At 59.0% G+C, this 19,493-nt stretch carries 21 protein-coding genes; 5 read left to right on the top strand and 16 right to left on the bottom strand.

Going from position 1 to position 19,493, the window contains the following annotated elements; translation table 11 throughout:
• Positions 1–265 precede the first annotated feature (265 nt).
• On the top strand, positions 266–799 hold the full coding sequence (locus C1N56_RS22395) for a sterol desaturase family protein (protein ID WP_022547228.1): 534 nt from the start codon (positions 266–268) through the stop codon (positions 797–799).
• Here C1N56_RS22395 and crtB read toward each other — a convergent pair.
• The 5 genes from crtB to C1N56_RS22420 are packed head-to-tail and all read right to left on the bottom strand — an operon-like array spanning position 738 to position 6,508.
• Positions 738–1,667: a 15-cis-phytoene synthase CrtB gene (crtB, locus tag C1N56_RS22400; RefSeq protein WP_059009308.1), complete on the bottom strand. Its 930-nt coding sequence runs from the start codon at positions 1,665–1,667 to the stop codon at positions 738–740. The two genes, C1N56_RS22395 and crtB, sit on opposite strands and share 62 nt — an antisense overlap.
• Entirely contained in the window at positions 1,664–3,145 is a 1,482-nt protein-coding gene (locus C1N56_RS22405; RefSeq protein WP_058770350.1) for a phytoene desaturase, read from the bottom strand. The genes crtB and C1N56_RS22405 overlap by 4 nt, the downstream gene beginning before the upstream one ends.
• Entirely contained in the window at positions 3,145–4,311 is a 1,167-nt protein-coding gene (gene crtY / locus C1N56_RS22410; protein ID WP_394517590.1) for a lycopene beta-cyclase CrtY, read from the bottom strand. The genes C1N56_RS22405 and crtY overlap by 1 nt, the downstream gene beginning before the upstream one ends.
• On the bottom strand, positions 4,311–5,588 hold the full coding sequence (locus C1N56_RS22415) for a glycosyltransferase (RefSeq protein WP_222952201.1): 1,278 nt from the start codon (positions 5,586–5,588) through the stop codon (positions 4,311–4,313). The genes crtY and C1N56_RS22415 overlap by 1 nt, the downstream gene beginning before the upstream one ends.
• Before the next feature lie 14 nt (positions 5,589–5,602).
• Positions 5,603–6,508, bottom strand: coding sequence for a polyprenyl synthetase family protein (locus C1N56_RS22420; RefSeq protein ID WP_022547229.1), 906 nt, complete (start codon positions 6,506–6,508; stop codon positions 5,603–5,605).
• Between the two features lie 117 nt (positions 6,509–6,625).
• On the opposite strand from C1N56_RS22420, the gene C1N56_RS22425 reads away from it, so the two are divergent.
• A complete protein-coding gene (locus C1N56_RS22425; RefSeq protein WP_345956074.1) occupies positions 6,626–7,897 on the top strand; it encodes an NAD(P)/FAD-dependent oxidoreductase in 1,272 nt (423 codons plus the stop codon).
• Between the two features lie 141 nt (positions 7,898–8,038).
• Complete coding sequence (locus tag C1N56_RS22430; protein WP_058781045.1) at positions 8,039–8,254, top strand: hypothetical protein; 216 nt, start codon at positions 8,039–8,041, stop codon at positions 8,252–8,254.
• 34 nt (positions 8,255–8,288) lie between these two features.
• On the opposite strand, the gene C1N56_RS22435 is transcribed toward C1N56_RS22430, so the two are convergent.
• Complete coding sequence (locus C1N56_RS22435; RefSeq protein WP_021508892.1) at positions 8,289–8,996, bottom strand: phage antirepressor KilAC domain-containing protein; 708 nt, start codon at positions 8,994–8,996, stop codon at positions 8,289–8,291.
• A gap of 263 nt (positions 8,997–9,259) precedes the next feature.
• Between C1N56_RS22435 and C1N56_RS22440 the strand changes: the two genes are divergently transcribed.
• Positions 9,260–10,453 carry a zinc-dependent alcohol dehydrogenase gene (locus C1N56_RS22440; RefSeq protein WP_021508893.1) on the top strand — a complete coding sequence of 398 codons (1,194 nt, stop codon included), beginning with the start codon at positions 9,260–9,262 and terminating at the stop codon, positions 10,451–10,453.
• Positions 10,454–10,492: 39 nt separating this feature from the next.
• On the opposite strand, the gene C1N56_RS22445 is transcribed toward C1N56_RS22440, so the two are convergent.
• The 5 genes from C1N56_RS22445 to C1N56_RS22465 all read right to left on the bottom strand — a co-directional run bounded on the left by C1N56_RS22445 (position 10,493) and on the right by C1N56_RS22465 (position 12,680).
• Entirely contained in the window at positions 10,493–10,840 is a 348-nt protein-coding gene (locus tag C1N56_RS22445) for a hypothetical protein (protein WP_021508894.1), read from the bottom strand.
• 29 nt (positions 10,841–10,869) lie between these two features.
• The gene (locus tag C1N56_RS22450) at positions 10,870–11,043 is read right to left on the bottom strand and encodes a hypothetical protein (protein ID WP_021508895.1); all 174 of its coding nucleotides are present in this window, start codon (positions 11,041–11,043) and stop codon (positions 10,870–10,872) included.
• A 105-nt stretch (positions 11,044–11,148) separates the two neighbouring features.
• Complete coding sequence (mazF, locus tag C1N56_RS22455) at positions 11,149–11,481, bottom strand: endoribonuclease MazF (protein ID WP_058770345.1); 333 nt, start codon at positions 11,479–11,481, stop codon at positions 11,149–11,151.
• Positions 11,481–11,726 (bottom strand): AbrB/MazE/SpoVT family DNA-binding domain-containing protein, encoded by a 246-nt coding sequence (locus C1N56_RS22460; protein ID WP_058770344.1) that lies wholly within the window; start codon positions 11,724–11,726, stop codon positions 11,481–11,483. Before C1N56_RS22460 ends, mazF begins: the two co-directional genes overlap by 1 nt.
• A gap of 99 nt (positions 11,727–11,825) precedes the next feature.
• Positions 11,826–12,680 carry a helix-turn-helix transcriptional regulator gene (locus C1N56_RS22465; RefSeq protein ID WP_058770343.1) on the bottom strand — a complete coding sequence of 285 codons (855 nt, stop codon included), beginning with the start codon at positions 12,678–12,680 and terminating at the stop codon, positions 11,826–11,828.
• 115 nt (positions 12,681–12,795) lie between these two features.
• Between C1N56_RS22465 and C1N56_RS22470 the strand changes: the two genes are divergently transcribed.
• Complete coding sequence (locus C1N56_RS22470; RefSeq protein ID WP_394517591.1) at positions 12,796–14,205, top strand: MFS transporter; 1,410 nt, start codon at positions 12,796–12,798, stop codon at positions 14,203–14,205.
• 119 nt (positions 14,206–14,324) lie between these two features.
• Here C1N56_RS22470 and C1N56_RS22475 read toward each other — a convergent pair whose 3' ends face one another.
• Genes C1N56_RS22475 through C1N56_RS22495 form a run of 5 tightly spaced genes read right to left on the bottom strand, consistent with a single transcriptional unit; the run spans position 14,325 to position 19,349 of the window.
• On the bottom strand, positions 14,325–15,407 hold the full coding sequence (locus C1N56_RS22475; protein ID WP_211724537.1) for an ABC transporter ATP-binding protein: 1,083 nt from the start codon (positions 15,405–15,407) through the stop codon (positions 14,325–14,327).
• A gap of 3 nt (positions 15,408–15,410) precedes the next feature.
• Positions 15,411–16,361, bottom strand: coding sequence for a carbohydrate kinase family protein (locus C1N56_RS22480; RefSeq protein WP_058781050.1), 951 nt, complete (start codon positions 16,359–16,361; stop codon positions 15,411–15,413).
• Positions 16,361–17,200, bottom strand: coding sequence for a carbohydrate ABC transporter permease (locus tag C1N56_RS22485; RefSeq protein ID WP_125310204.1), 840 nt, complete (start codon positions 17,198–17,200; stop codon positions 16,361–16,363). The genes C1N56_RS22480 and C1N56_RS22485 overlap by 1 nt, the downstream gene beginning before the upstream one ends.
• Entirely contained in the window at positions 17,190–18,101 is a 912-nt protein-coding gene (locus C1N56_RS22490) for a carbohydrate ABC transporter permease (protein WP_021508901.1), read from the bottom strand. The genes C1N56_RS22485 and C1N56_RS22490 overlap by 11 nt, the downstream gene beginning before the upstream one ends.
• Positions 18,102–18,110: 9 nt before the next feature.
• On the bottom strand, positions 18,111–19,349 hold the full coding sequence (locus C1N56_RS22495; RefSeq protein WP_211726786.1) for an extracellular solute-binding protein: 1,239 nt from the start codon (positions 19,347–19,349) through the stop codon (positions 18,111–18,113).
• Positions 19,350–19,493: the final 144 nt, after the last annotated feature.

The following is a 19,493-nucleotide window of genomic DNA, read 5'->3' on the forward strand; positions in this document are numbered from 1 at the left end:
TGCGTTGATTGACGTTAACGCCTACGCAGCAGCCTGGACCGCTGAACCGCTGGCTATACTAACCAGCTGTTAAATCGATGTAAAGCAGAGCCACCCGGCCGCCTTCCAGGATAACCTTCTTGCCGCTTTGCTTGTCTGACGGTGACAGCACGCATCTGTGACCTGGCTGGTATTTACGCTGCCGGTGCGTTTTTTTGCCGGGGACTTGCGCCTTTCGCTATCCACGTCCACCTTTATACTCTCACTCTTCGCAAATGGACCAATGATGCTCTGGTTATGGAATGCGCTTATCCTGCTGGCTACCGTGATACTGATGGAGATCGTCGCGGCGCTGTCGCATAAATACATTATGCATGGCTGGGGATGGGGCTGGCATTTGTCGCATCATGAACCGCATGAGAGCAAATTTGAGCTCAACGACCTGTATGCCGTGGTGTTTGCGCTGTTGTCGATTGGCCTGATTTGGCTGGGTGTCAACGGTGTCTGGCCGCTGCAGTGGATTGGCGCTGGCATGACGACTTATGGCGCGCTCTATTTTATGGTGCATGACGGCCTGGTCCATCAGCGCTGGCCGTTCCGCTACATTCCGCGTAAAGGTTATCTGAAGCGGTTGTATATGGCGCACCGCATGCATCATGCGGTGCGGGGACGGGAGGGCTGCGTTTCCTTTGGCTTTCTTTACGCCCCGCCGCTGCACAAGCTGCAGGCGACGCTGCGCCAGCGCCATGGGCGTCGTGTCAACGCGGACGCTGCCACAGACCGGCAGGACGCGCCTGGGGATGAGCAAGGCGCGAAGTAAGCGCGACGCCGGCACCTTTCACCAGCAGCGCCAGCTTTTCGCCTTTACTGGTACGCTGGCGCGCATCCCACGCCCGGGCACCGGCATGCTGCACTTTTACGCCAATTTCCCGATAGACGCCGCGCGCGGTGGCGATCGCCCACGCCGAACGGAGCGGCAGTCCGGGTAGCCCGCTGCGCGCTGACTGATAGTAAGGTTCAGCCTCGCGCACCAGACGCGCCGCCAGCGGGGCCAGCGCTGCGCGATGTTGCGGATCGGCAAGCTGAGCGGCGCTCAGTCCGGCCTCATCCAGCCAGCTTTGTGGCAGATAGCAGCGGCCATTCTCCGCGTCCTCAACGATATCCCGTGCGATATTGGTCAGCTGAAACGCCAGACCCAAATCACAGGCGTGATCGAGTACGCGCTCATCACGTACGCCCATCACGCGCGCCATCATTAACCCCACCACGCCGGCCACGTGATAGCAGTAACGCAGCGTGTCCCCGAAACACGCGTAACGTTCTTCACGCGCATCCATCGCAAACCCTTCCAGATGATCAAACGCCAGCTGCTGGGGAAGCTGATGCGTCAGCGCCACTTCCTGAAAGGCACGAAACGCCGGTTCATCCATGTGGGCACCGCTGTAGGCGCGGCGGGTTTCGATTTGCAGGTGGCGCATCCGCGCCTGGGCATCCGCCACCGCGTGCTGCGTGCCGCCTTCGCCCAGCGTCTGACCATCTATCACATCGTCACAGTGACGACACCATGCGTACAGCATCAGCGTACTGCGGCGCGTTGGAGGATCAAACAGCCGGGTAGCGCTGGCGAAACTTTTGGAGCCCTGCGCCATGGTTTGGGTGACCTGCTCAATCAGCGGCGGTTGGTTCATCCGGTCAGATCCTCCACCATCAACTGGGCGGTCGCTTTCGCGGAGCCGATCACGCCTGGCACACCGGCACCGGGATGCGTGCCAGCCCCCACCAGATAAAGGTTAGTGATGTCGGCATCGCGGTTATGCGGCCGGAACCAGGCACTTTGCGTCAAAATGGGTTCGAGCGAAAACGCTGAGCCCTGATGCGCGTGCAGCGTGTCGCGAAAATCAAACGGCGTAAACATACGGTGTGTCACTAACTGCTGTCGCAGACCCGGCATATAGTGCTCCTCCAGATAAGCAAAAATGCGATCGCGCAAGCGCGGTCCTTCCTGTTGCCAGTCAATTGCGGCGGTACCGAGATGCGGCACCGGCGCCAGCACGTAAAAACTGCCGCAGCCCGCCGGTGCCAGCGACGGATCGCTGGAGCAGGGCGCATGCAGATACAGCGAGAAATCTTCCGCCAGCTGGCTGCTATTGAAGATCTCATCGATCAATTCACGATAGCGCGGACCAAAGCACACGGTGTGATGCGCCAGCTGCGGGTGGGCATGATTAAGACCAAAATAGAGCACAAATAGCGAGTTGCTCATCCGCTTGCGCTTCAGCGTCGCCGCGCGTTTACGCGCCGCAGGATGCTGGCTTAACAGGCGATCGTAGGTATGCACCACGTCAGCATTTGACGCAACGGCGGCGGCGGCAAAACGGCGCCCATCCTTCAGCTGTACACCGCTGATGCGGTTACCCTCGGTCTCCAGCTGGCTGACTTCGGCGTTGAGCAGCAGTTCACCGCCCAAATCGCGAAACAGCCGCGCCATGCCATCAACCAGCGCGCCGGTACCGCCGCGCGGAAACCACACGCCCCATTCGCGCTCCAGTGCGTGAATTAAGGTATAGATCGAAGACGTTGCAAAAGGATTACCGCCGACCAGCAACGAGTGAAAGGAAAAAGCCTGGCGCAGATGATCGTCCTGAATAAATTTCGCCACCATGCTGTAGACACTGCGCCAGGCTTGCAGCCGACCCAGCTGTGGCCCGGCACGCAGCATGTCGCGGAAATGCAGAAAAGGCACGGTGCCCAGTTTCAGATAGCCCTCACGAAACACATCCTGTGAATAGGCCAGAAACTGGCGGTAACCGGCGACATCCTGCGGGTTAAAAGTAGCAATCTGCTGCTCCAGCTGCGCCTGATTGTTGTCGTAGTCCAGCTGCCTGCCGTCTTCCCAGCACAGGCGATAAAACGGCGTCACCGGCATCAGGTCGACATAATCACTGAGTTGCTTGCCTGCCAGCGTAAACAGCGCCTCGATAGCGCTGGGATCGGTAATCACCGTCGGACCGGCATCAAAGGTAAAACCCTGATCCTGATAAACATAGGCGCGCCCGCCAGGCTTATCGCGCTGTTCCAGCAGCGTGACCGGCACGCCGGCCGCTTGCAGACGAATCGCCAGCGCCAGGCCACCGAAGCCTGCGCCAATCACATAGGTGCGTTTCATTATTTCTTCCCTGGTAACGGAGAGGTCATCATCAATGCGCGCAGCGCTTCGCCGAGAGGGACCGGCGGTTTGCCGCACAGAATGCGTGCTTTATCGCTGAGGCGCAGTTGCCCGGCGTAAAAGCGGCTAATCAATCCGGCGTCAAGCCGGTAAAAACGCTGCATCACGCGCCAGCGCTGTTCAGGCCGTCCGGCAAGAAACAGCATACGATTTAACAGACGGAAAAAGCGCTGCTCGCGCCAGTGCTGACGGGCAAAGGATTCGATGCAGTGGCTCAGCGTATGGGCATCGGCGGGCAGCGTGCTGGCAATCTTCTCCGCCAGCGCCACCGCGGCGGGCAGCGAGTAACCGGTGGTGGCGTGAAACAGTCCGGCGCGCAGCCCGCTGCACGGTTGTCCGTGCTGCTGTTGCCAGAACTGATCGATATCGCCGCTGAGCGTGATCGGCAGCGAGCCGTGCTCCTCGCGCAGCAGCTGGCGCAGATTCCAGCCGCGCTGGTGGGCATAGTCCGCAATGTGCCGGCGCGCCTGTGCGGCATCCAGCGTGGCATGGTTGATGTAGTGGGTATCTTCAATCAGTAAACGGCTGGCACTGAGCGGCAGGGTGTAAACAAAGCGATAACCCTGCTGCTGATCGACGCTGGCGTCCATCAATATTGGCTGCTGCAGGCCATGCGGCGCCGCCAGCTGCCACTCCTGACCCACAAATGCCTGATAGCCGAGCTGCAGATGCGGTGTCGGCTGCAGCCCGCGTCCGTCAATCACCGCCTGCGCCTGTAACATCCCGCCATCCGCCAGTCTGACCCCGGTGGGCGAGACGGCGCTGACTGGCGCTGCGGTGCGTAGCGCGGCACCGAGCACCTGCTGCAAGTGCCGGGCAAAATCCTCCGAGGCAATGGAGCAATATTCCCCATCCAGCTGGCGACGCAGGGTGGGGAAGCGTACCTGATAACAGGGCCAGCGCGCCGAAAGCAGCGGCTCGAGCCAGCGAAACTGCGCTTCGCTGACGTCGTCGCGATGGAACGACCAGGTATGATTGCCGGCCGGCTGAGCCTGACTCTCCAGCAGCAAAATTTTAAGTGCGGGCTGCAGCTGGCGTAAACGCAGCGCAATCAGCCCGTTAGCCAGGCCGGCACCGACCAGAATAACATCGTAAGGTGCGCGCATCAGGTGGCCTCCGCCAGCACGATTTGCTGCTGACACAGCGCCTGCTCGACAATATCCGCCGCGCGCGTACAGCCACCGGCCCGCTGCAGCTGCGCCTGAATGGCTGACATGCGCAGACGATAGCGATCGTCACTCAGCAATTGTTGCAGGTGTCGCTCCAGTTGCGCGACGCGGCTGAAACGTGAGGCGCGTCGGCCGACGCCGTGCCACTCAATACGTGCCGCCACGCCGGGCTGATCGAAGGCGATCGGCAGCGCCAGCATCGGCGTGCCGCATTCCAGTGCTTCCAGCGCACTGTTCAGACCGGCGTGAGTGATAAACAGTTGCGCATGCTGCAGCGCCGCCCGCTGATCCACAAAATCGGTTACCCACGCAGCCCCGGCCAGTCTGAGCTGATGTGCCTGGCTGGCAGTCAACCCGCCACAGTGTGCCACCACCAGCGACAGCTGCTGATTGCGGCAGGCCTGAGCCAGATGCAGAAACAGGCGAAAGCGATGTCCCTGTAGCGTGCCAAGCGAGGCATACACCACCGGCTGGCGCAGCGCTGGCCAGGGTGCGGCGAGCGCGCCGCTAGCGACTGGAGTCCGCAGCGGGCCGACGCTGTGATAGCAGGCTGGCAGTTGCTGACGTGGAAAATCAAAAGCGGGCACCAGCTGACTGATTTGCGCCAGCGGCGACAGACACTGATGTAAGCCATGGCGTTCGGGCAGGCCGAAGGCGCGCGCATGACGAGCAATTACAGCGCCATGACGACGCATGATGCGGTCGTAGATGTCACTGCTGGCCTGATAGCGCTGCAGCGCTTTCTCATCCTGAGCAAAGCGAAAGGGCATTACCGCCAGTGGAATGGCCGCTTCGCGATTGACCGGCAGCGCGCAGGCCACCGACACGAACGGCAGCTGTAACGCCTCTGCCACCAGACCGCCAGCCGCTTCCATTTGGTCGGCAATCACGCCATCGACCTGCAGCCGTTTCAGCACCGCGGGCAGTTCGCGGCACAGCATATCGGTGGTGCTGGCCAGATCGTGAATCACGCGAAACAGCGACAGCCCGCCCGGTGCGGCCAGCCGCCTGAGTTCGCTGGAGAGCGATCCGGCAGGATGCGTGCGCTCGCCGACGGCCACAAAGGCAATGCGCTCGTCGCTCAGCAAGGTGCGTGCATCGCTTTGCTGGATAAAGGTGATGCGGTGTCCGCGCGCCAGCAGCGTTTGCGCCAGTGCCTGCAATGCGTGAAAGTGGCTGTAGAGCGGTGGCGCAATAACGGCAAAATGCCCCATAGGTATGACCGGCTTCAGTTAAACATCGCCAGCTGTTGATTAAACAGGGCGTGCATATATTGACGGGTGGCGACACCGCGATGGCAGGCGCAGGCAAGGTGTGCATCGGCGCTGCTTAAATGGTCGCGCAGACGACGTTCAGCCCCTTCCGGACCCAGCATCTGCACCAGCGTGGATTTGCCCTGATCCTGATGACAGTCCTTGCCGGTGTGTTTAGAGCCATCTGCCAGGTCGTCCAGTAACTGGAATGCCTGACCTAAATCCTGCGCAAAATAGCTTAAACGCTGACGCACCTGCACTGACGCATCGGCCGCAATCGCCGCCATTTGCAGCGTGGCGCGAAACAGGACGCTGGTTTTCAGTTCGTTGGTCAGGGTGATGGCTTCCGGACTGCGGCTGTGTGCGCCGTCATGCAGATCCTGGAACTGACCCTGAACCAGTCCCTGCAGGCCCACGGCAGAGGAGAGCTCGGCAATGGCTTCGGCTTTGTGCGTTGCCGGCAGACCCGGCGCGAGTGCAATCACCTCAAAGGCGCGGCTGAGTAGCGCGACCGCCGCCAGGATCGCCACGTTTTCCCCATATTCACAGTGGATTGCCGGGCGCCCACGTCGCATCCGGGCGTTATCCATTGATGGAATGTCGTCAAGGATCAGTGATGCGGCGTGCACCATTTCGACCGCACAGGCAAGATCAAGGATACCCTGCTGCGCCACGTCACAGCCCATATCGCGTGCTGCCAGCAGCAGCAAGAGCGGACGAATACGTTTGCCCGGTGCCAGCGTGCCGGCACGCATCGCGGCCCGAACGCGATCGGCCTGCTGCCCGGCAGGCAATAAATGTTCAAGATGGGCCTGCAATGCGTGATGCAACTGAAGGAGATCGCTTTCCTGGCTTGCTGTGGTATCGACATGGGCGGTCATAGCGGCTTTCCATGGTTAGTTAAATTCTTGTGCTTTTTCAATTAACCGTAGACCCGGTAAGGGGAGTGCGCCAGCGAGCGAAGCGACTTTAACGCACCGTCACGCTTTTTTTATTTATTGAATAATCTGAGAAGTAATTCCTATGACCCTCAGGCCAGTTTTCGCTGCGGTGACTGTTATGATGTTGGGCGAGCAGAGGAGACAGCTATGACGACGCAAAAAGTGGCGGTAATCGGTGCGGGTGTGATCGGCCTCGCCGTGGCGTGGGCGCTGGCGCGGCAGGGGGCGCAGGTGACCCTCTTTGACCGGCAACACATGGGCGCGGGCACCAGCAGCACCACATTTGCCTGGGTAAACTCCAACGGCAAACAGCCTGCCAGCTACCACCGCCTCAATGCGCTGGCGATGGAGGAGCATATCCGGCTGCAGCTGACGCAGACCAATGGCGTGCGCTGGCTGGAACCTTGTGGCACCTGGGAGTGGGCCGGCGCGGGTGAAGCCGAACAGCAACTGCAGCAGCGTGCCACCGCCTTGCAGGCCGCTGGCTATGCGGCACGGCAAAGGACGCTGGCCGAGCTGCAGCAGGAAATTCCTGAACTGCGCGCGTCTGCGGTACACGGCAGCATCTGGCATTTTCCAACGGAATCGGTGCTCTATCCAGCGCTGTATCTGGCACGGCTGTGGTCAGAGGCGCAGGCGCACGGCGCGGTACTGCATCAGCATCAGGCGATTCAGCACATTAGTGAAAATGCGGAAGGCGTGACGGTGCAGCTGGAGCAGGGTGAGCAGTGGCAGGGCGACCGGCTGGTACTGGCGACCGGACGCTGGGCCAATCAGCTGCTGCATAAGCTTGGTCTGGAACTGGCGCTGATTGACACCAGCAAGCCTGATGCGGTGGCCTGCAGCTTTCTGGCGCGCACTGCACCGCAGCCGTTATCGCTTGGCACCAACCTGATTTCTCCGCAGCTGAACGTGCGGCCGGACGGCGGCGGGCGGTTACTGTTACAGGCGCTGGATCTCGATCACCTGGCCGATCCGGGCGCTCAGCCGTCGACTCATAGTGCCATCGCCGATCAGTTTCGTGAGCGCTACCGGGCGCTGTTTGCCACGGCTGGTGCGTTGCAGATCGAGCAGATTGTCGTCGGGCAGCGGGCGCGTCCGGCTGATGGCTTGCCGGCGCTGGGCTTTGTCACCCCGCATCAGCGCGTGTATGTCGCGGTGACGCACAGCGGCGTCACGCTGTCACCGCTGATTGGCAGGCTGGTGGCAGAAGAACTGATCGGCGACAGTCCCAGCGACCTGCTGAAAGAGTTCCGGCCACAACGGCTGATCGGCAAAACCGCCAGCGCGTTTGCACCGATTCAGCGAAACTTTCCGGCGGCACAGTGAGCGAAGCGATGGCGCAGACCACAGGGTAGCGGGTTGATTAATTTTTAACCTGAATTAAGGCGTAGGCTGATCGCGATCAAAAAAACATCAGCCGGGCTGCTCAACCATGGAAGGCGAAACATAAGCCAAATGGAGGTGAGTATGCGTACCACCCTGATGACGCTGCCGCAGATGGCGCATTACCTTGATATCCCCTGTACCACGCTGGCGCGTGCTATGTGTAATCGTGGCACGCTGGAAAAATTGCCGCTGCCGGCGGCGGTTGATGGCAGCCTGCCGCTCTCCTCTCGCTGCTGGTCACGCGAAGAGGTCAGGCAGTTTCGCCATCGGCTCCAGCGCCGCCGCCATCAGCGCTAAGCGAACCCAGCCGGTCGTCCTGACCGGCTGAATATCAGGCGGCGACACCATTTGGCCGTGCAGCGACATGACCGGCCCACAGACTGGCAACCCACTTCACGCCTTTCGCGGTGAATCGTGCCTGTGAAAAAGCATGCTGGTTTTCACCCATTCCGCTGCGCAGTGCAAAATAGCCAGCCTGCAGATGGTGCTGCTGTGGCGTCAGCGCACCTTTGTCACGGTACATAATGTTGCGCTCAAGCAGAAACTGCCGAAACTCCGGCTCTTTCACCTTGAGCATTTTGCACAGCTGGCGAAAACCCAGCGACTCATGCACATCCACAAAGCGATCAAAGAATTCTGCCTTTGGGGCCGTCAGCGCCAGTTGCTGTTCCGCCGCACGGCGTTGCTCAAACTGTTCTGCCCAGGCTCGTGCCGCTTCCGCCGGATTGGTGAAATCGGGCAGATGGGTGAATTTTTCCCGCTCCTGCCAGCGGTCCAGCAGTTCGGCGGTAAAGCCGGGGGAAAGACGAGCAACCGCCAGCAGCGAGTCACGTTTATTCAGCTGAAACTCCTGACGTGTCTCACCTTCATGCTCGTAATGATTCACCGTGACAGGCTGGGAAAGGCGCTGCGCGGTTTCCAGGCTTTTAATCAGGCGCTTCACTTCGCCATGCGTGATGCCGGTTATTCTGGCAATTTCACGGCTGCTCATCAGCAGAGTTGCGTTGAGAGCAGCAAGACTTTCCGTTGAGATCATCATCAGTATCACCTCTTACAAACGTGGAACAGTCCATCAGACTGCTGGATAAGTATACAATATACTGTTTGCATATCCAGTGTTATTTTTAGCCGTTGCTGTAAGAAATGCCTCTCTGCGAGATATCGCACAAAGCGCAACTGCGCCGGACCCCGCTCTGCACCCGATACCGATACGCTTGCCTATTCGACTATTACTACCAGGCTTAAGCGATTCAGGTTAAATAAAGACAACCTTTCGTTACGCTTATTTATGAGGAGCTGATTATGAAAGCGTTAACTTATCATGGCCCACATCGGGTGCGCGTTGAAACTGTTCCTGACCCGATTTTAGAGCAGCCGGACGACATTATTTTACGCGTCACCGCGACGGCAATTTGCGGCTCCGACTTACATCTTTATCGCGGAAAAATTCCCGGTACCGATCACGGTGATATATTTGGTCACGAATTTATGGGTGAAGTGGTCGAAGCGGGGAGTGAGGTTACCAATGTGAAAATTGGCGATCGCGTTGTGGTGCCCTTTGTTATTGCCTGTGGCGACTGTTTCTTTTGTCATCTGCATCAGTATGCGGCCTGTGAAAATACCAATAGCGGGCGCGGTGCTATTTTAAACAAGAAAAATATTACCCCGCCTGCAGCGTTATTTGGCTACAGCAAACTGTACGGTGGCGTGCCGGGCGGCCAGGCGGAATATGTACGGGTGCCAAAAGCCAATGTCGGGCCGTTTAAAGTGCCGCTGGCGCTACCGGATGAGAAAGTGCTGTTTCTCTCCGATATCCTGCCCACCGCCTGGCAGGCAGTGCAAAATGCCGGACTGGATAAAGGCTCCAGCGTCGCCATTTTTGGCGCCGGCCCGGTCGGGTTACTGAGCGCCGCCTGCGCGCGCCTGGCAGGCGCGGAAGAGATCTTTATGATTGACCACAACGCTTATCGACTGGAATTTGCCCGCCAGCGTTATGGGGTTACGCCGATCAATTTTGATGAAATCGACGATCCTGCTGGCTGGATCATTGATCATACCCAGGGCCACCGGGGCGTTGATGCGGTAATCGATGCGGTAGGTTTTGAAGCCAAGGGCAGCCTGACGGAAACGGTGATGAGCAATCTGAAGCTGGAGGGCAGCAGCGGGAAGGCGCTGCGGCAGTGTATTGCGGCAGTGCGCCGTGGCGGTGTGGTCAGCGTGCCGGGCGTGTATGCCGGCTTTATCCACGGCTTCCTGTTTGGCGATGCATTCGATAAAGGACTGACGTTTAAAATGGGCCAGACGCATGTGCAGGCCTATTTACCGCGCCTGCTGTCGCTGATTGAGCAAGGGCTGCTGACGCCGGAAGAGATTGTGACGCACCATATGCCGCTGGAAGAGGCCGCGCGCGGCTATGAAATCTTTGAAAAACGCAAAGAGGATTGCCGCAAAGTGATTCTGGTGCCCGGTATGGCCAGTACCACGCCGGCGGCCTGAGTGCTGACAGGCTGCCTGACGGCAGCCTGCTTCTGTGGCTTAACGCACGATGTCTTCATCGCGGTCGTTGAGCTCAGGTAGTGCAATTTGCCGTGAGGGCGCGTTATCCAGTCGATCGCCATAATCAGCACTGACATCGGGCAGGCTGGTAAACTGGCCATCGACGAACAAAAAGCTCAGGTGTTTTTCCACCTCGGCCAGTAGTTCGTCCACTTCCTGCTCCGTTTCTCCTCCGGCATCTTTACCATCCAGCTGCCAGCGATAACGATCGCCCACTCTTTCCGCACCGCCAATATCAACGATGTGGCCATCGATATTTTCCACCAGTAAACGCTGACGGGAAAAATAGAGTAAATAGGGCATCCGATCGCGATTGTTTTCTGACATAACATAACTCCTTCATGACGTTACCACGGTTAGCGCAGAAAATAATAGCGAAACGCAAATACTGCCCAATATACCGCGTTCAGACCTAAATAAGCCCAGCACCCCCAATAAGCCACAGGCTCGCGACGGGTGCGCAGTTTAGGTAAGAAAGCCAGTAAATAACCGGCTGCAGCAATAAGCGAAACGAAATAAAGTAGTTTCATGCGCTCTCCTGAATTTATTATCGTCTGATAAGCATAGTCAGGATAAATAAGGTTGGGGATAGCGCAGGACATTCTTATCGGTGGCGATGGCAAAGATAACGGACGTCAGCCAATCAGCGCTTTAGCTTTAGCGCGAATCTCACTCAGTTCTTCGGCGGTCACATGGCTTTTTTTCACCACTTTTCTGGCGCGCCAGTCGATGGAGGTGACCTGATCGGCCAGCGCCACACTATCACGGCTACCGGTAAGGGAAACTTCAAAAGGATAGCCTTTGACCTGGGTGGTACACGGGACGCACAACAACATGCCAACCTTGTTGTTATAGGCAAAGGGACTCAGCACAACCGCAGGACGATGGCCGCCCTGTTCATGGCCAAGGGTGGGATCAAAATCCAGCCAGATGAGATCGCCTGCATCGGGAACAAAACGTGACACCATCAGATTCTTTCCTTGCCCACTGAAGGTCCAAAATCAATTTTATCATGGACGTTATCGTCGGTGATCTCGTCCAGCAGAGCGTCCAGTGAATACACCTTTTCCCTGAGCGGCACAAGGATCAGTTTGCCATCTTCAACACTGAGTTCCAGTTTATCGTCCACGCTGAGCGACGCGGATTGCATCACGCTGGACGGAATGCGAATCGAGGGACTGTTGCCCCATTTCTTTAAGGTGACGGTCGTCATAACAGGCCTCCGAAGAATGTGTATACATTGTATAGCCGTGATGATGTTGATACAACGTATAAACACCTTCAGCCTGACATGTTAAGAAAGCGGCAGGATTCAGCGCGCCGTTAACTGTTGCAACGCCGCTGCGCTGGCGGCATCATCCGGCACATATACCAGCAGGCGATCGCCGTTGCGTGACGCCGACCACCAGTTATTCTGGCGCAGCGTCATTTCGCCTACTTCGGCACGGTAAAAGCGTTTCACGCGGTTTTCCACCTTGCCCAGTTCGTAGCGCTGCCAGGTGTGCGCGAACTCATCGGAACTGTTCAGCAATCGCGCCAGGAAGCTCTCCCAGTGCGGATCGCCCAGATGCTCGCCCATCTGACCGCGAAACATCGCCACCATCTGTGGCATTACTTCGTCCCAGTCGGTCATCACGTTGCGCCAGCCGGCATGGTTGAACGCCAGCCAGATACAGTTGCGATCTTCCGGCGCGATCTGGGCTAAATCGACGCCCATCAGTGCACACCACGCCTGGTTATAGCCAAGGATATCGAAGCGCGGCGTTTCGATGATCGCCGGTAGCTGAATGGCATCCAGCATTTGCTGATTATGTCCGGCGAGTTTGCAGCAGGCAGCAGCGACGCGCGTCGATGGCAGGGTGTGTCCGGCCAGCGAGAAAAGATGCTGTGTCTCTACATCGTTGCATTGCAGTGCGCTGGCGATGGCCGTCAGCGTTTTGGTGGAGGCTTTGATATCGCGCCCCTGTTCCAGCCAGGTGTACCAGGTGACGCCGACATCCGCCAGCTGCGCCACCTCTTCACGGCGTAAACCCGGCGTGCGGCGCTGACGCATACGCGGTAAACCGAGGCGGTTAGGATCCAGGCTCTCGCGGCGCGTACGTAAAAAGGTACCGAGTAATTTACGGTTGTTCAGCTCAGCGGGGGTAAGGGTTTGCGCGGTGCTCATCAGCAGCTCTCCAGACAAGACGGGTAGAATTTATACCATGATAATCAAGAACTGGTACCCGTTTAACGGTTAGGTGATGCTATGCCGTAGTGAAACTAAAAACAAGGTTAACGCTATGCAGACATCGCAACTTAAACGTGCAGGACTGGTGGTCCTGCTGGCCGGGCAGCTATTACCGATGATCGACTTTTCCATAGTCAACGTCGCGCTGGATGCGATGGCACAATCGCTGCGTGCCTCGCCGATCGCGCTGGCGCTGATCGTGGCGGTGTACGGTATCGCTTTTGCTATTTGTCTGGCGATGGGCGGACGCCTGGGCGATAACTTTGGCCGCCGTCGTGTGTTCCTTGCCGGCGTCTGGATCTTTGGCATTGCGTCATTATTGTGCGGCATCGCTAACAGCGTCGGCATGCTGATGTTTGCGCGCGCGCTGCAGGGCGTCGGTGCCGCTTTTATGGTGCCGCAGATTCTCGCCACGCTGCACGTTACGCTGCAGGGCAGGGCGCATGCGCGGGCCATTGGCCTGTACGGCGGTATCGGCGGGCTGGCTTTTATTATTGGCCAGGTGCTGGGCGGTTTTTTGATCAAAGCCGATATTGGCGGCTACGGCTGGCGCAGCGTGTTTCTCATCAACCTGCCGATCTGCCTGTTCGTCCTGCTAACCGCGCGCCGCTTCGTGCCGGAAACGCATAACCTCAAGCGGGTGCCGGTGGATGTGAGCGGTACGCTGCTGCTGGCCGGCGCGATCGGCTGTCTGATGCTGGCCCTCGCGCTGGGGCCGCTACTGCACTGGTCGTGGCCGTGCCTGTTACTGCTGGTGCTGTTTCCACTGTTTCTGCATCGGCTGCGCCACAGCGCGCTGCGACTGGAAGCCGCTGGCGGATCGCCGCTGCTGCCGCCCTCGCTGCTGCGTCTTTCCAGCGTGCGTTTTGGTCTGACGCTGGCGGTGCTGTTCTTCTCCTGCTGGAGCGGCTTTATGTTCGCAGTGGCGCTGACGCTGCAATCCGGCATCGGCATGACCGCTTTTCAGTCCGGCAACGCGTTTATTGCCCTGGGCGCGGCCTATTTTATCGGCTCAATGCGTACTACCCGCATGGTTGAGCGCTATGGTAAACGTGCCACGTTACTGTCTGGCTGTGCGATTCAGATGGTCGGGCTGGTGGCGCTGATCGCGACGCTGCAGCTGGCGTGGCCGCAGGTAGGCATTGTTACGTTGATTCCGGCTACCGCGCTGATTGGCTTTGGCCAGTCGTTTATTGTCAGCACCTTCTACCGGATTGGTATGAGCGGGGTGCCGCATCATCAGGCCGGCGCAGGCAGTGCGGTGCTGTCTACCGTGCAGCAATCGGCGCTGGGACTGGGACCGATGCTGCTCGGCGGCGTGTTCACCCAGATCAATCAGCATGGTAATCATCTGGCAGCCATCAGCGGTACGCTGGCGGTGGAGTTGCTGATGATGGCACTGCTGGTGGTGCTGACCAGCGTCAACCGTCGGACGTTCCAGCCGGTGACGGCTGAAGGCTGACGCCGGAGGGAAAAAGTCAGCCCGTCTGGTCACCGTAAACGCTGATCCTGCAAGGTAATAACAGGTTTTTGGGCCGGGTGCGCATTGATGCGCCCCGGCACCTGAAAACCGCGCCGCGCTTACTTTTCCGCCAGGCGTAAACCACTTTCGGCATCGAACAGATGAATTTTTTGCGGATTGAAACCGATGCGCAGCGTCGCACCACTGCTGGCTGCATGCCGTCCGGTCATCTGCATATGCAGCGCATGACCGTGCCAGTCAAGGTGCAGCAGAGTTGATTCCCCGGTAATCTCCACCACGTTCACCCTCGCAGGCGCGCCGTCCTGCACTTCGCACAGATCGTGCGGGCGCACCCCCAGCGTCACGGCAGCGCCTTCACGTTCCCGTGCCACCGCCTGCCACTGCGCGGGCAGCGGTTGCCACCAGTCCTGACACTGCACGCCCGGCACGCCATCGTGCGTCAGCAATTGTGCCGGTAACAGGTTCATGGGCGGCGAACCAATAAAACGCGCCACAAAGGTATCTGCCGGGCGATCGTAGATCGCCAGCGGTGCGCCCTGTTGCACGATGCGTCCCTCTTTCATCACCACAATCTGGTCGGCCAGCGTCATGGCTTCTACCTGATCGTGCGTGACATACACCATGGTGGTTTTGAAACGCTGATGCAGCGACTTGATCTCGGCGCGCAGCTCCATACGCAGCTGGGCATCAAGGTTAGAGAGCGGTTCGTCAAACAGAAACACCTGCGGATTACGCACCATGGCGCGGCCCATCGCCACGCGCTGACGCTGCCCACCCGATAGCGCGCGCGGGTAGCGCTGCAGCAGCTTATCAATGCCAAGAATCGCGGCGATGCGCGCGATTTTCTGCTGCTGCTCATCGCGGCGTACCTTTTTCACCTGCATATGAAACGCCAGGTTTTCGGCCACCGTCAGGTGCGGATAGAGCGCATAACTCTGAAACACCATCGCAATGTCGCGATCGGCGGGATCGCGATCGTTAATCTGCACTTTATCCATCAGAATCGCGCCGTCGGACAGGCTCTCCAGTCCGGCGAGCAGGCGCAGCAGCGTCGACTTGCCGCAGCCGGACGGGCCAACCAGCACGGTAAAGCTGCCGTCGGGAATGGTCAGGTCGAGCGGATGCAGCACCGACTGTTTACCGTAGCGCTTGGCCACTTTAACGAGTTCAACACCGGCCATAATTTAAAACTCCTGTGCGCATAGTTGCAGTTGTTGCCAGTCGGGATAGCGACGTGGCTGCGTGCTGATTGCCAGTGAGGCCACCGCAATGCCCCATTGCAGTGCGGTGGCAAGATCCTGCTGATGCAGCAGCGCGGTGAGAAAGCCGGCGTTAAAGCTGTCGCCGGCACCGATGGTGTCGACCACCGCGACCGCGCGACCAGGCTGTTGCAGGCTGTGCTGACGTTGCCAGCAGCCCGCGCCCTGTGCACCGCATTTCACCACGCAGCCGCCGCGCCCGCTGAGCCGTTGCGCAAGCTGGTGCGCGCCGGTGTGCAGATCATCTGCGCCACTCAGCCCGAGCGTTTCGACTTCATTGAGCAGTAGCCAGTCGCACTGCGGCAGCCAGCGGGCGATCTGCACGCGTACCTCATCGCTCCAGCCCTGCGGCGGCCAGCCGGTATCGACGGCGGTGATAAACCCGCGCTGATGCAGTTCGGCCAGCAACTGCGGATAGTCGTCATACAGTTGCAGGCAGAGAAACGTGCCGCACAACAGCACGATATCGCCGCTGCTGGCTTGCGCCGGGAGCTGGCTCAACACGTCCTGCGCGCTGAGCCGCACAATGTGACCGAGATTGCTGAGGAACGATCGCTCGTGATCGGAGTGCGTGACGCCAACGGTGAGCGAGGTTTCGCAGGCGTAGCGCGTCCAGTGCGCCGCGCTGTGCGGAAAATGGCTCGCCAGCCATGCGCTGAGGCCGTCATCGCCCTGATTAGCGACGGCGCGATGGCGCACCTGCATCGCTTCCAGCGCCAGTGCGCAGTTGCCCGCCGAACCGCCCGGACGCAGCTCACTGTGCTGCAGCATCACTTCGGTGCCACGCTGCGGCCAGCTGTCCAGCGTACCCATGATGACATCGACATTGATATTGCCCACCACGTAGAGCGTGGCGCGGGCTTCCTTATTGCTCATCATCCTTTGCTCCCGCCACTGGCAAGGCCGCTGACCAGCGTTTTTTGCAGCCAGATAGCGATAAAGAGAGGAGGAACCGACGCCAGAATGCCGACGGCGGCAATCAGCCCATCGTCGGTGGCGCGGCCTGCGGTAAAGCCGGCAATGGTGACCGGCAGGGTTTGCGCGGCGATGTTACTGGTGAACAGCAGGGCGTAGAAAAATTCATCCCACGCCAGCAGCCAGCCAAACAGCGCCGCCGCGCCCAGCACCGGTTTCGCCAGCGGCAGCGTAATGCGCAGCAGCACCTGCCAGACGCGCAGCCCATCAAGACGCGCGGCCTGTTCGATATCCTGCGGCAGGGCATCAAACTGGTTTTTCAGCATCCAGGTGAGAAACGGCAAAATCAGCGAGCAGTACACGATGATCAAACCGGGTCGGGTGTTGAGCAGATCGAACTGCTGCAGCAGAAAGTAGAGCGGCAGCACAAACGCCACCGGCGGCACCATATAGATGGCCAGAGACGCGAACAGCCAGCCGTCGCGACCGCGATAGCGCGAGAAGCTGAACGCCGCCGGAATCGCCAGCAGCAGGCACACCAGCGTCGCGCCGGTTGCCACCAGCAGGCTATTACCCAGCGCATGCAGAAACAGCGCGCCGGGCTGGCCGGGTTCCAGCAAGATCAGCCTGCCGTAGCGGCTGAAATCCCACTGGCGCGGCAGCCATTCCAGCGGCACGCGAGTCAGATCGCTGGTGGCGCTGACGCTCATCAGAAACAGCCAGCCCATCGGTGCCACGACAGAGAGCGCCACCAGCAGCGCCGCCGCGTATTTAGCGCAGGTACGCAGTTTAACCTTCATAGGCACTTCCCCGACGGCGCTGCCGCCACAGTAATAGCATGTAAAGGGTGATCAGCACCGCGCACAGCAGCGTCATTAACATGGCATAAGCCGCACCGCTGCCGGCGCGCAGGTAGCTGAAGGATTCCTGATAGACGTAAAAGCTCAGTGTTTTGGTGCTGTCGACCGGACCGCCGCGCGTCATCACATAGATGATGTCGAAGATCTTAAAGGCGTCGATGGTGCGTAACACCAGCGCCACGCTGAGCGATCCGACAATCGCCGGAAAGGTGATGGCACGAAAACGCCGCCATGCCGATGCGCCATCCAGCCGTGCCGCTTCGTAAAGATCCTCCGGCACCGACTGCAGCGCCGCCAGCACCAGCAGCGTCACCAGCGGATAGTTTTTCCAGATGTCGGCAAACATTACTGCGTTGAGCGCGGAAGCCGGCGACCCCAGCCAGCTGCGGTAGCCATCAATGATACCGAGCTGCGTCAGCAGGGCGTTGATACTGCCGTAGTCCGGATTGAAATTGAGGCGCCACATCATGGCGTTCACAATGGTTGGCAGCGCCCACGGCAGAATCACCAGCACGCGCAGCACGTTACGTCCGGCGAATTTCTGGTTGAGCAGCAGCGCAACCAGCACGCCGATGACGCCTTCAATCGCTACCGACACCACGGTGAAGTAGAGCGTGCGCCACAGCGAGGTTTGAAAATCCGCATCGGTAATGGCGTAGAGATAGTTCTCCAGACCAATCCATTGCGGCGCTTCCCCGCCGCTGCCAATCAGCGCGGCGTCGGTAAAACTCAGCCAGATAGTGCGCAGCAGCGGCCAGGCGGTGAGCAACAGCATCACCAGTAGCATGGGTGCCAGCAGCACCCACGCCTGCCGTTGTTCGCGTTGACGCAAACTCAGCATACTGACCCCTTAACGCAGACGCGCCGCACTTTTGTCTACCGCCTGCATGGCTGCTTCCGGTGTCGCGCTGCCGACCAGAACCTGTTGCAGCTGCTGCTGCAGGGTGTTGGAGAGACGTGAGTAATCAGCGGTTTCCGGACGCGACAGCATGACATTCAGCGATTTGTCGGCAGCAGCGATCAGGCTCTCCTGATTCTTACTGACCGCGGGATCCTGGTAGGAGCTTTTCCAGATCGGCAGACTGAGCGTGGCGTATTTATTCTGTACCGGCTGCGAAGTCATGTAACTGATGTACTGCCACGCCTGCTCCGGATGGCTGCTGCCTTTGGCAATGCCCAGACCCATCGAACCGTTGACCGCGCCGAAACGATTGGGCGCATCGCCAGGTGCGGGCATGATGCCAACCTGGCCGGCGACTTTACTCTGTTTGGCATCGTTGGCCATGTTGTACATGTAGGTCCAGTTGAGAGCGAAAGCCGCATCGCCGTTGGAAAAGGCTTTGCGCACGTCCTCTTCCAGATATTCGCGCGAAGCCGGGTTGGTCAGGCCCTCATCGAGCGAGCTTTTCATCAGCTTCACCGCCTGCAGCGAGGCTGGCGTAGAGAAATCGAGCTTACCGTTGTTATAGAATTTGCCGCCGAAGCCGGAGACCAGCGTGGTGTAGTCACACACCAGCGCTTCCGCCTGTGACCAGCTCCATACCAGCGGATATTTAACGATATTTTTCTGCTTAATGATGCGCGTATCATCCAGCACCTGCTGCCAGGTTTGCGGCAGATCTTTGATGCCGGCTTTTTCCAGCATCGCTTTGTTGTAGTAGAGATATTTGGTGTCGAGGATCCACGGCATGCCCAGTGTTTTGCCTTTGAACACCACGGTGTTCATTGCGCCGGGGAAGATTTTCTCTTTTTCATCTGCGCTGATACGGCTGCTGACATCCTGCAGCAGGTCGAACTTGCTGAATTCCGCCGGCCAGATGGCATCAAACAGCACCACATCGTAACCGTTGCCACCCGCGCCGCGTGCCGCGACGATCTTATCGTGCAGCGCTTCGTAAGGAACAAACTCCAGATTGACCTGCACGTCCGGGTGCGCTGACTGAAACGCCTGCGTCATGGCGCGGATATCGTTTTCACTGTAGGCCGCTTGCGTCATAAACAGGGCGTTAAGCGTAGTGGTAGCCGCTGCCGCGCTGCCCGCGCAGGCGAACAGTACGGCGGCAAAACAACCTTTCATCTGATTTTTCATTGCGTTCTCGCCTTCATGCAGTAGAGGGTGTTTAATTAAATCAATTTGATTGATTTAATATCGCGCACAGATTGCCAGCGCGCAGTGGCTGACAGCAGTGAGCTAAAGCAAGGGACGTGCCAGGGCAGAAAACAACGCTGCCAT

This window comes from Pantoea sp. SGAir0175 (assembly GCF_043547855.1).

Coding starts and splice junctions, on each gene's coding strand:
- C1N56_RS22395 (WP_022547228.1), top strand. CDS start 266: ATGCTCTGGTTATGGAATGCGCTTATCCTGCTGGCTACCGTGATACTG.
- crtB (WP_059009308.1), bottom strand. CDS start 1,667: ATGAACCAACCGCCGCTGATTGAGCAGGTCACCCAAACCATGGCGCAG.
- C1N56_RS22405 (WP_058770350.1), bottom strand. CDS start 3,145: ATGAAACGCACCTATGTGATTGGCGCAGGCTTCGGTGGCCTGGCGCTG.
- crtY (WP_394517590.1), bottom strand. CDS start 4,311: ATGCGCGCACCTTACGATGTTATTCTGGTCGGTGCCGGCCTGGCTAAC.
- C1N56_RS22415 (WP_222952201.1), bottom strand. CDS start 5,588: ATGGGGCATTTTGCCGTTATTGCGCCACCGCTCTACAGCCACTTTCAC.
- C1N56_RS22420 (WP_022547229.1), bottom strand. CDS start 6,508: ATGACCGCCCATGTCGATACCACAGCAAGCCAGGAAAGCGATCTCCTT.
- C1N56_RS22430 (WP_058781045.1), top strand. CDS start 8,039: ATGCGTACCACCCTGATGACGCTGCCGCAGATGGCGCATTACCTTGAT.
- C1N56_RS22435 (WP_021508892.1), bottom strand. CDS start 8,996: ATGATGATCTCAACGGAAAGTCTTGCTGCTCTCAACGCAACTCTGCTG.
- C1N56_RS22440 (WP_021508893.1), top strand. CDS start 9,260: ATGAAAGCGTTAACTTATCATGGCCCACATCGGGTGCGCGTTGAAACT.
- C1N56_RS22445 (WP_021508894.1), bottom strand. CDS start 10,840: ATGTCAGAAAACAATCGCGATCGGATGCCCTATTTACTCTATTTTTCC.
- C1N56_RS22450 (WP_021508895.1), bottom strand. CDS start 11,043: ATGAAACTACTTTATTTCGTTTCGCTTATTGCTGCAGCCGGTTATTTA.
- mazF (WP_058770345.1), bottom strand. CDS start 11,481: ATGGTGTCACGTTTTGTTCCCGATGCAGGCGATCTCATCTGGCTGGAT.
- C1N56_RS22460 (WP_058770344.1), bottom strand. CDS start 11,726: ATGACGACCGTCACCTTAAAGAAATGGGGCAACAGTCCCTCGATTCGC.
- C1N56_RS22465 (WP_058770343.1), bottom strand. CDS start 12,680: ATGAGCACCGCGCAAACCCTTACCCCCGCTGAGCTGAACAACCGTAAA.
- C1N56_RS22470 (WP_394517591.1), top strand. CDS start 12,796: ATGCAGACATCGCAACTTAAACGTGCAGGACTGGTGGTCCTGCTGGCC.
- C1N56_RS22475 (WP_211724537.1), bottom strand. CDS start 15,407: ATGGCCGGTGTTGAACTCGTTAAAGTGGCCAAGCGCTACGGTAAACAG.
- C1N56_RS22480 (WP_058781050.1), bottom strand. CDS start 16,361: ATGAGCAATAAGGAAGCCCGCGCCACGCTCTACGTGGTGGGCAATATC.
- C1N56_RS22485 (WP_125310204.1), bottom strand. CDS start 17,200: ATGAAGGTTAAACTGCGTACCTGCGCTAAATACGCGGCGGCGCTGCTG.
- C1N56_RS22490 (WP_021508901.1), bottom strand. CDS start 18,101: ATGCTGAGTTTGCGTCAACGCGAACAACGGCAGGCGTGGGTGCTGCTG.
- C1N56_RS22495 (WP_211726786.1), bottom strand. CDS start 19,349: ATGAAAAATCAGATGAAAGGTTGTTTTGCCGCCGTACTGTTCGCCTGC.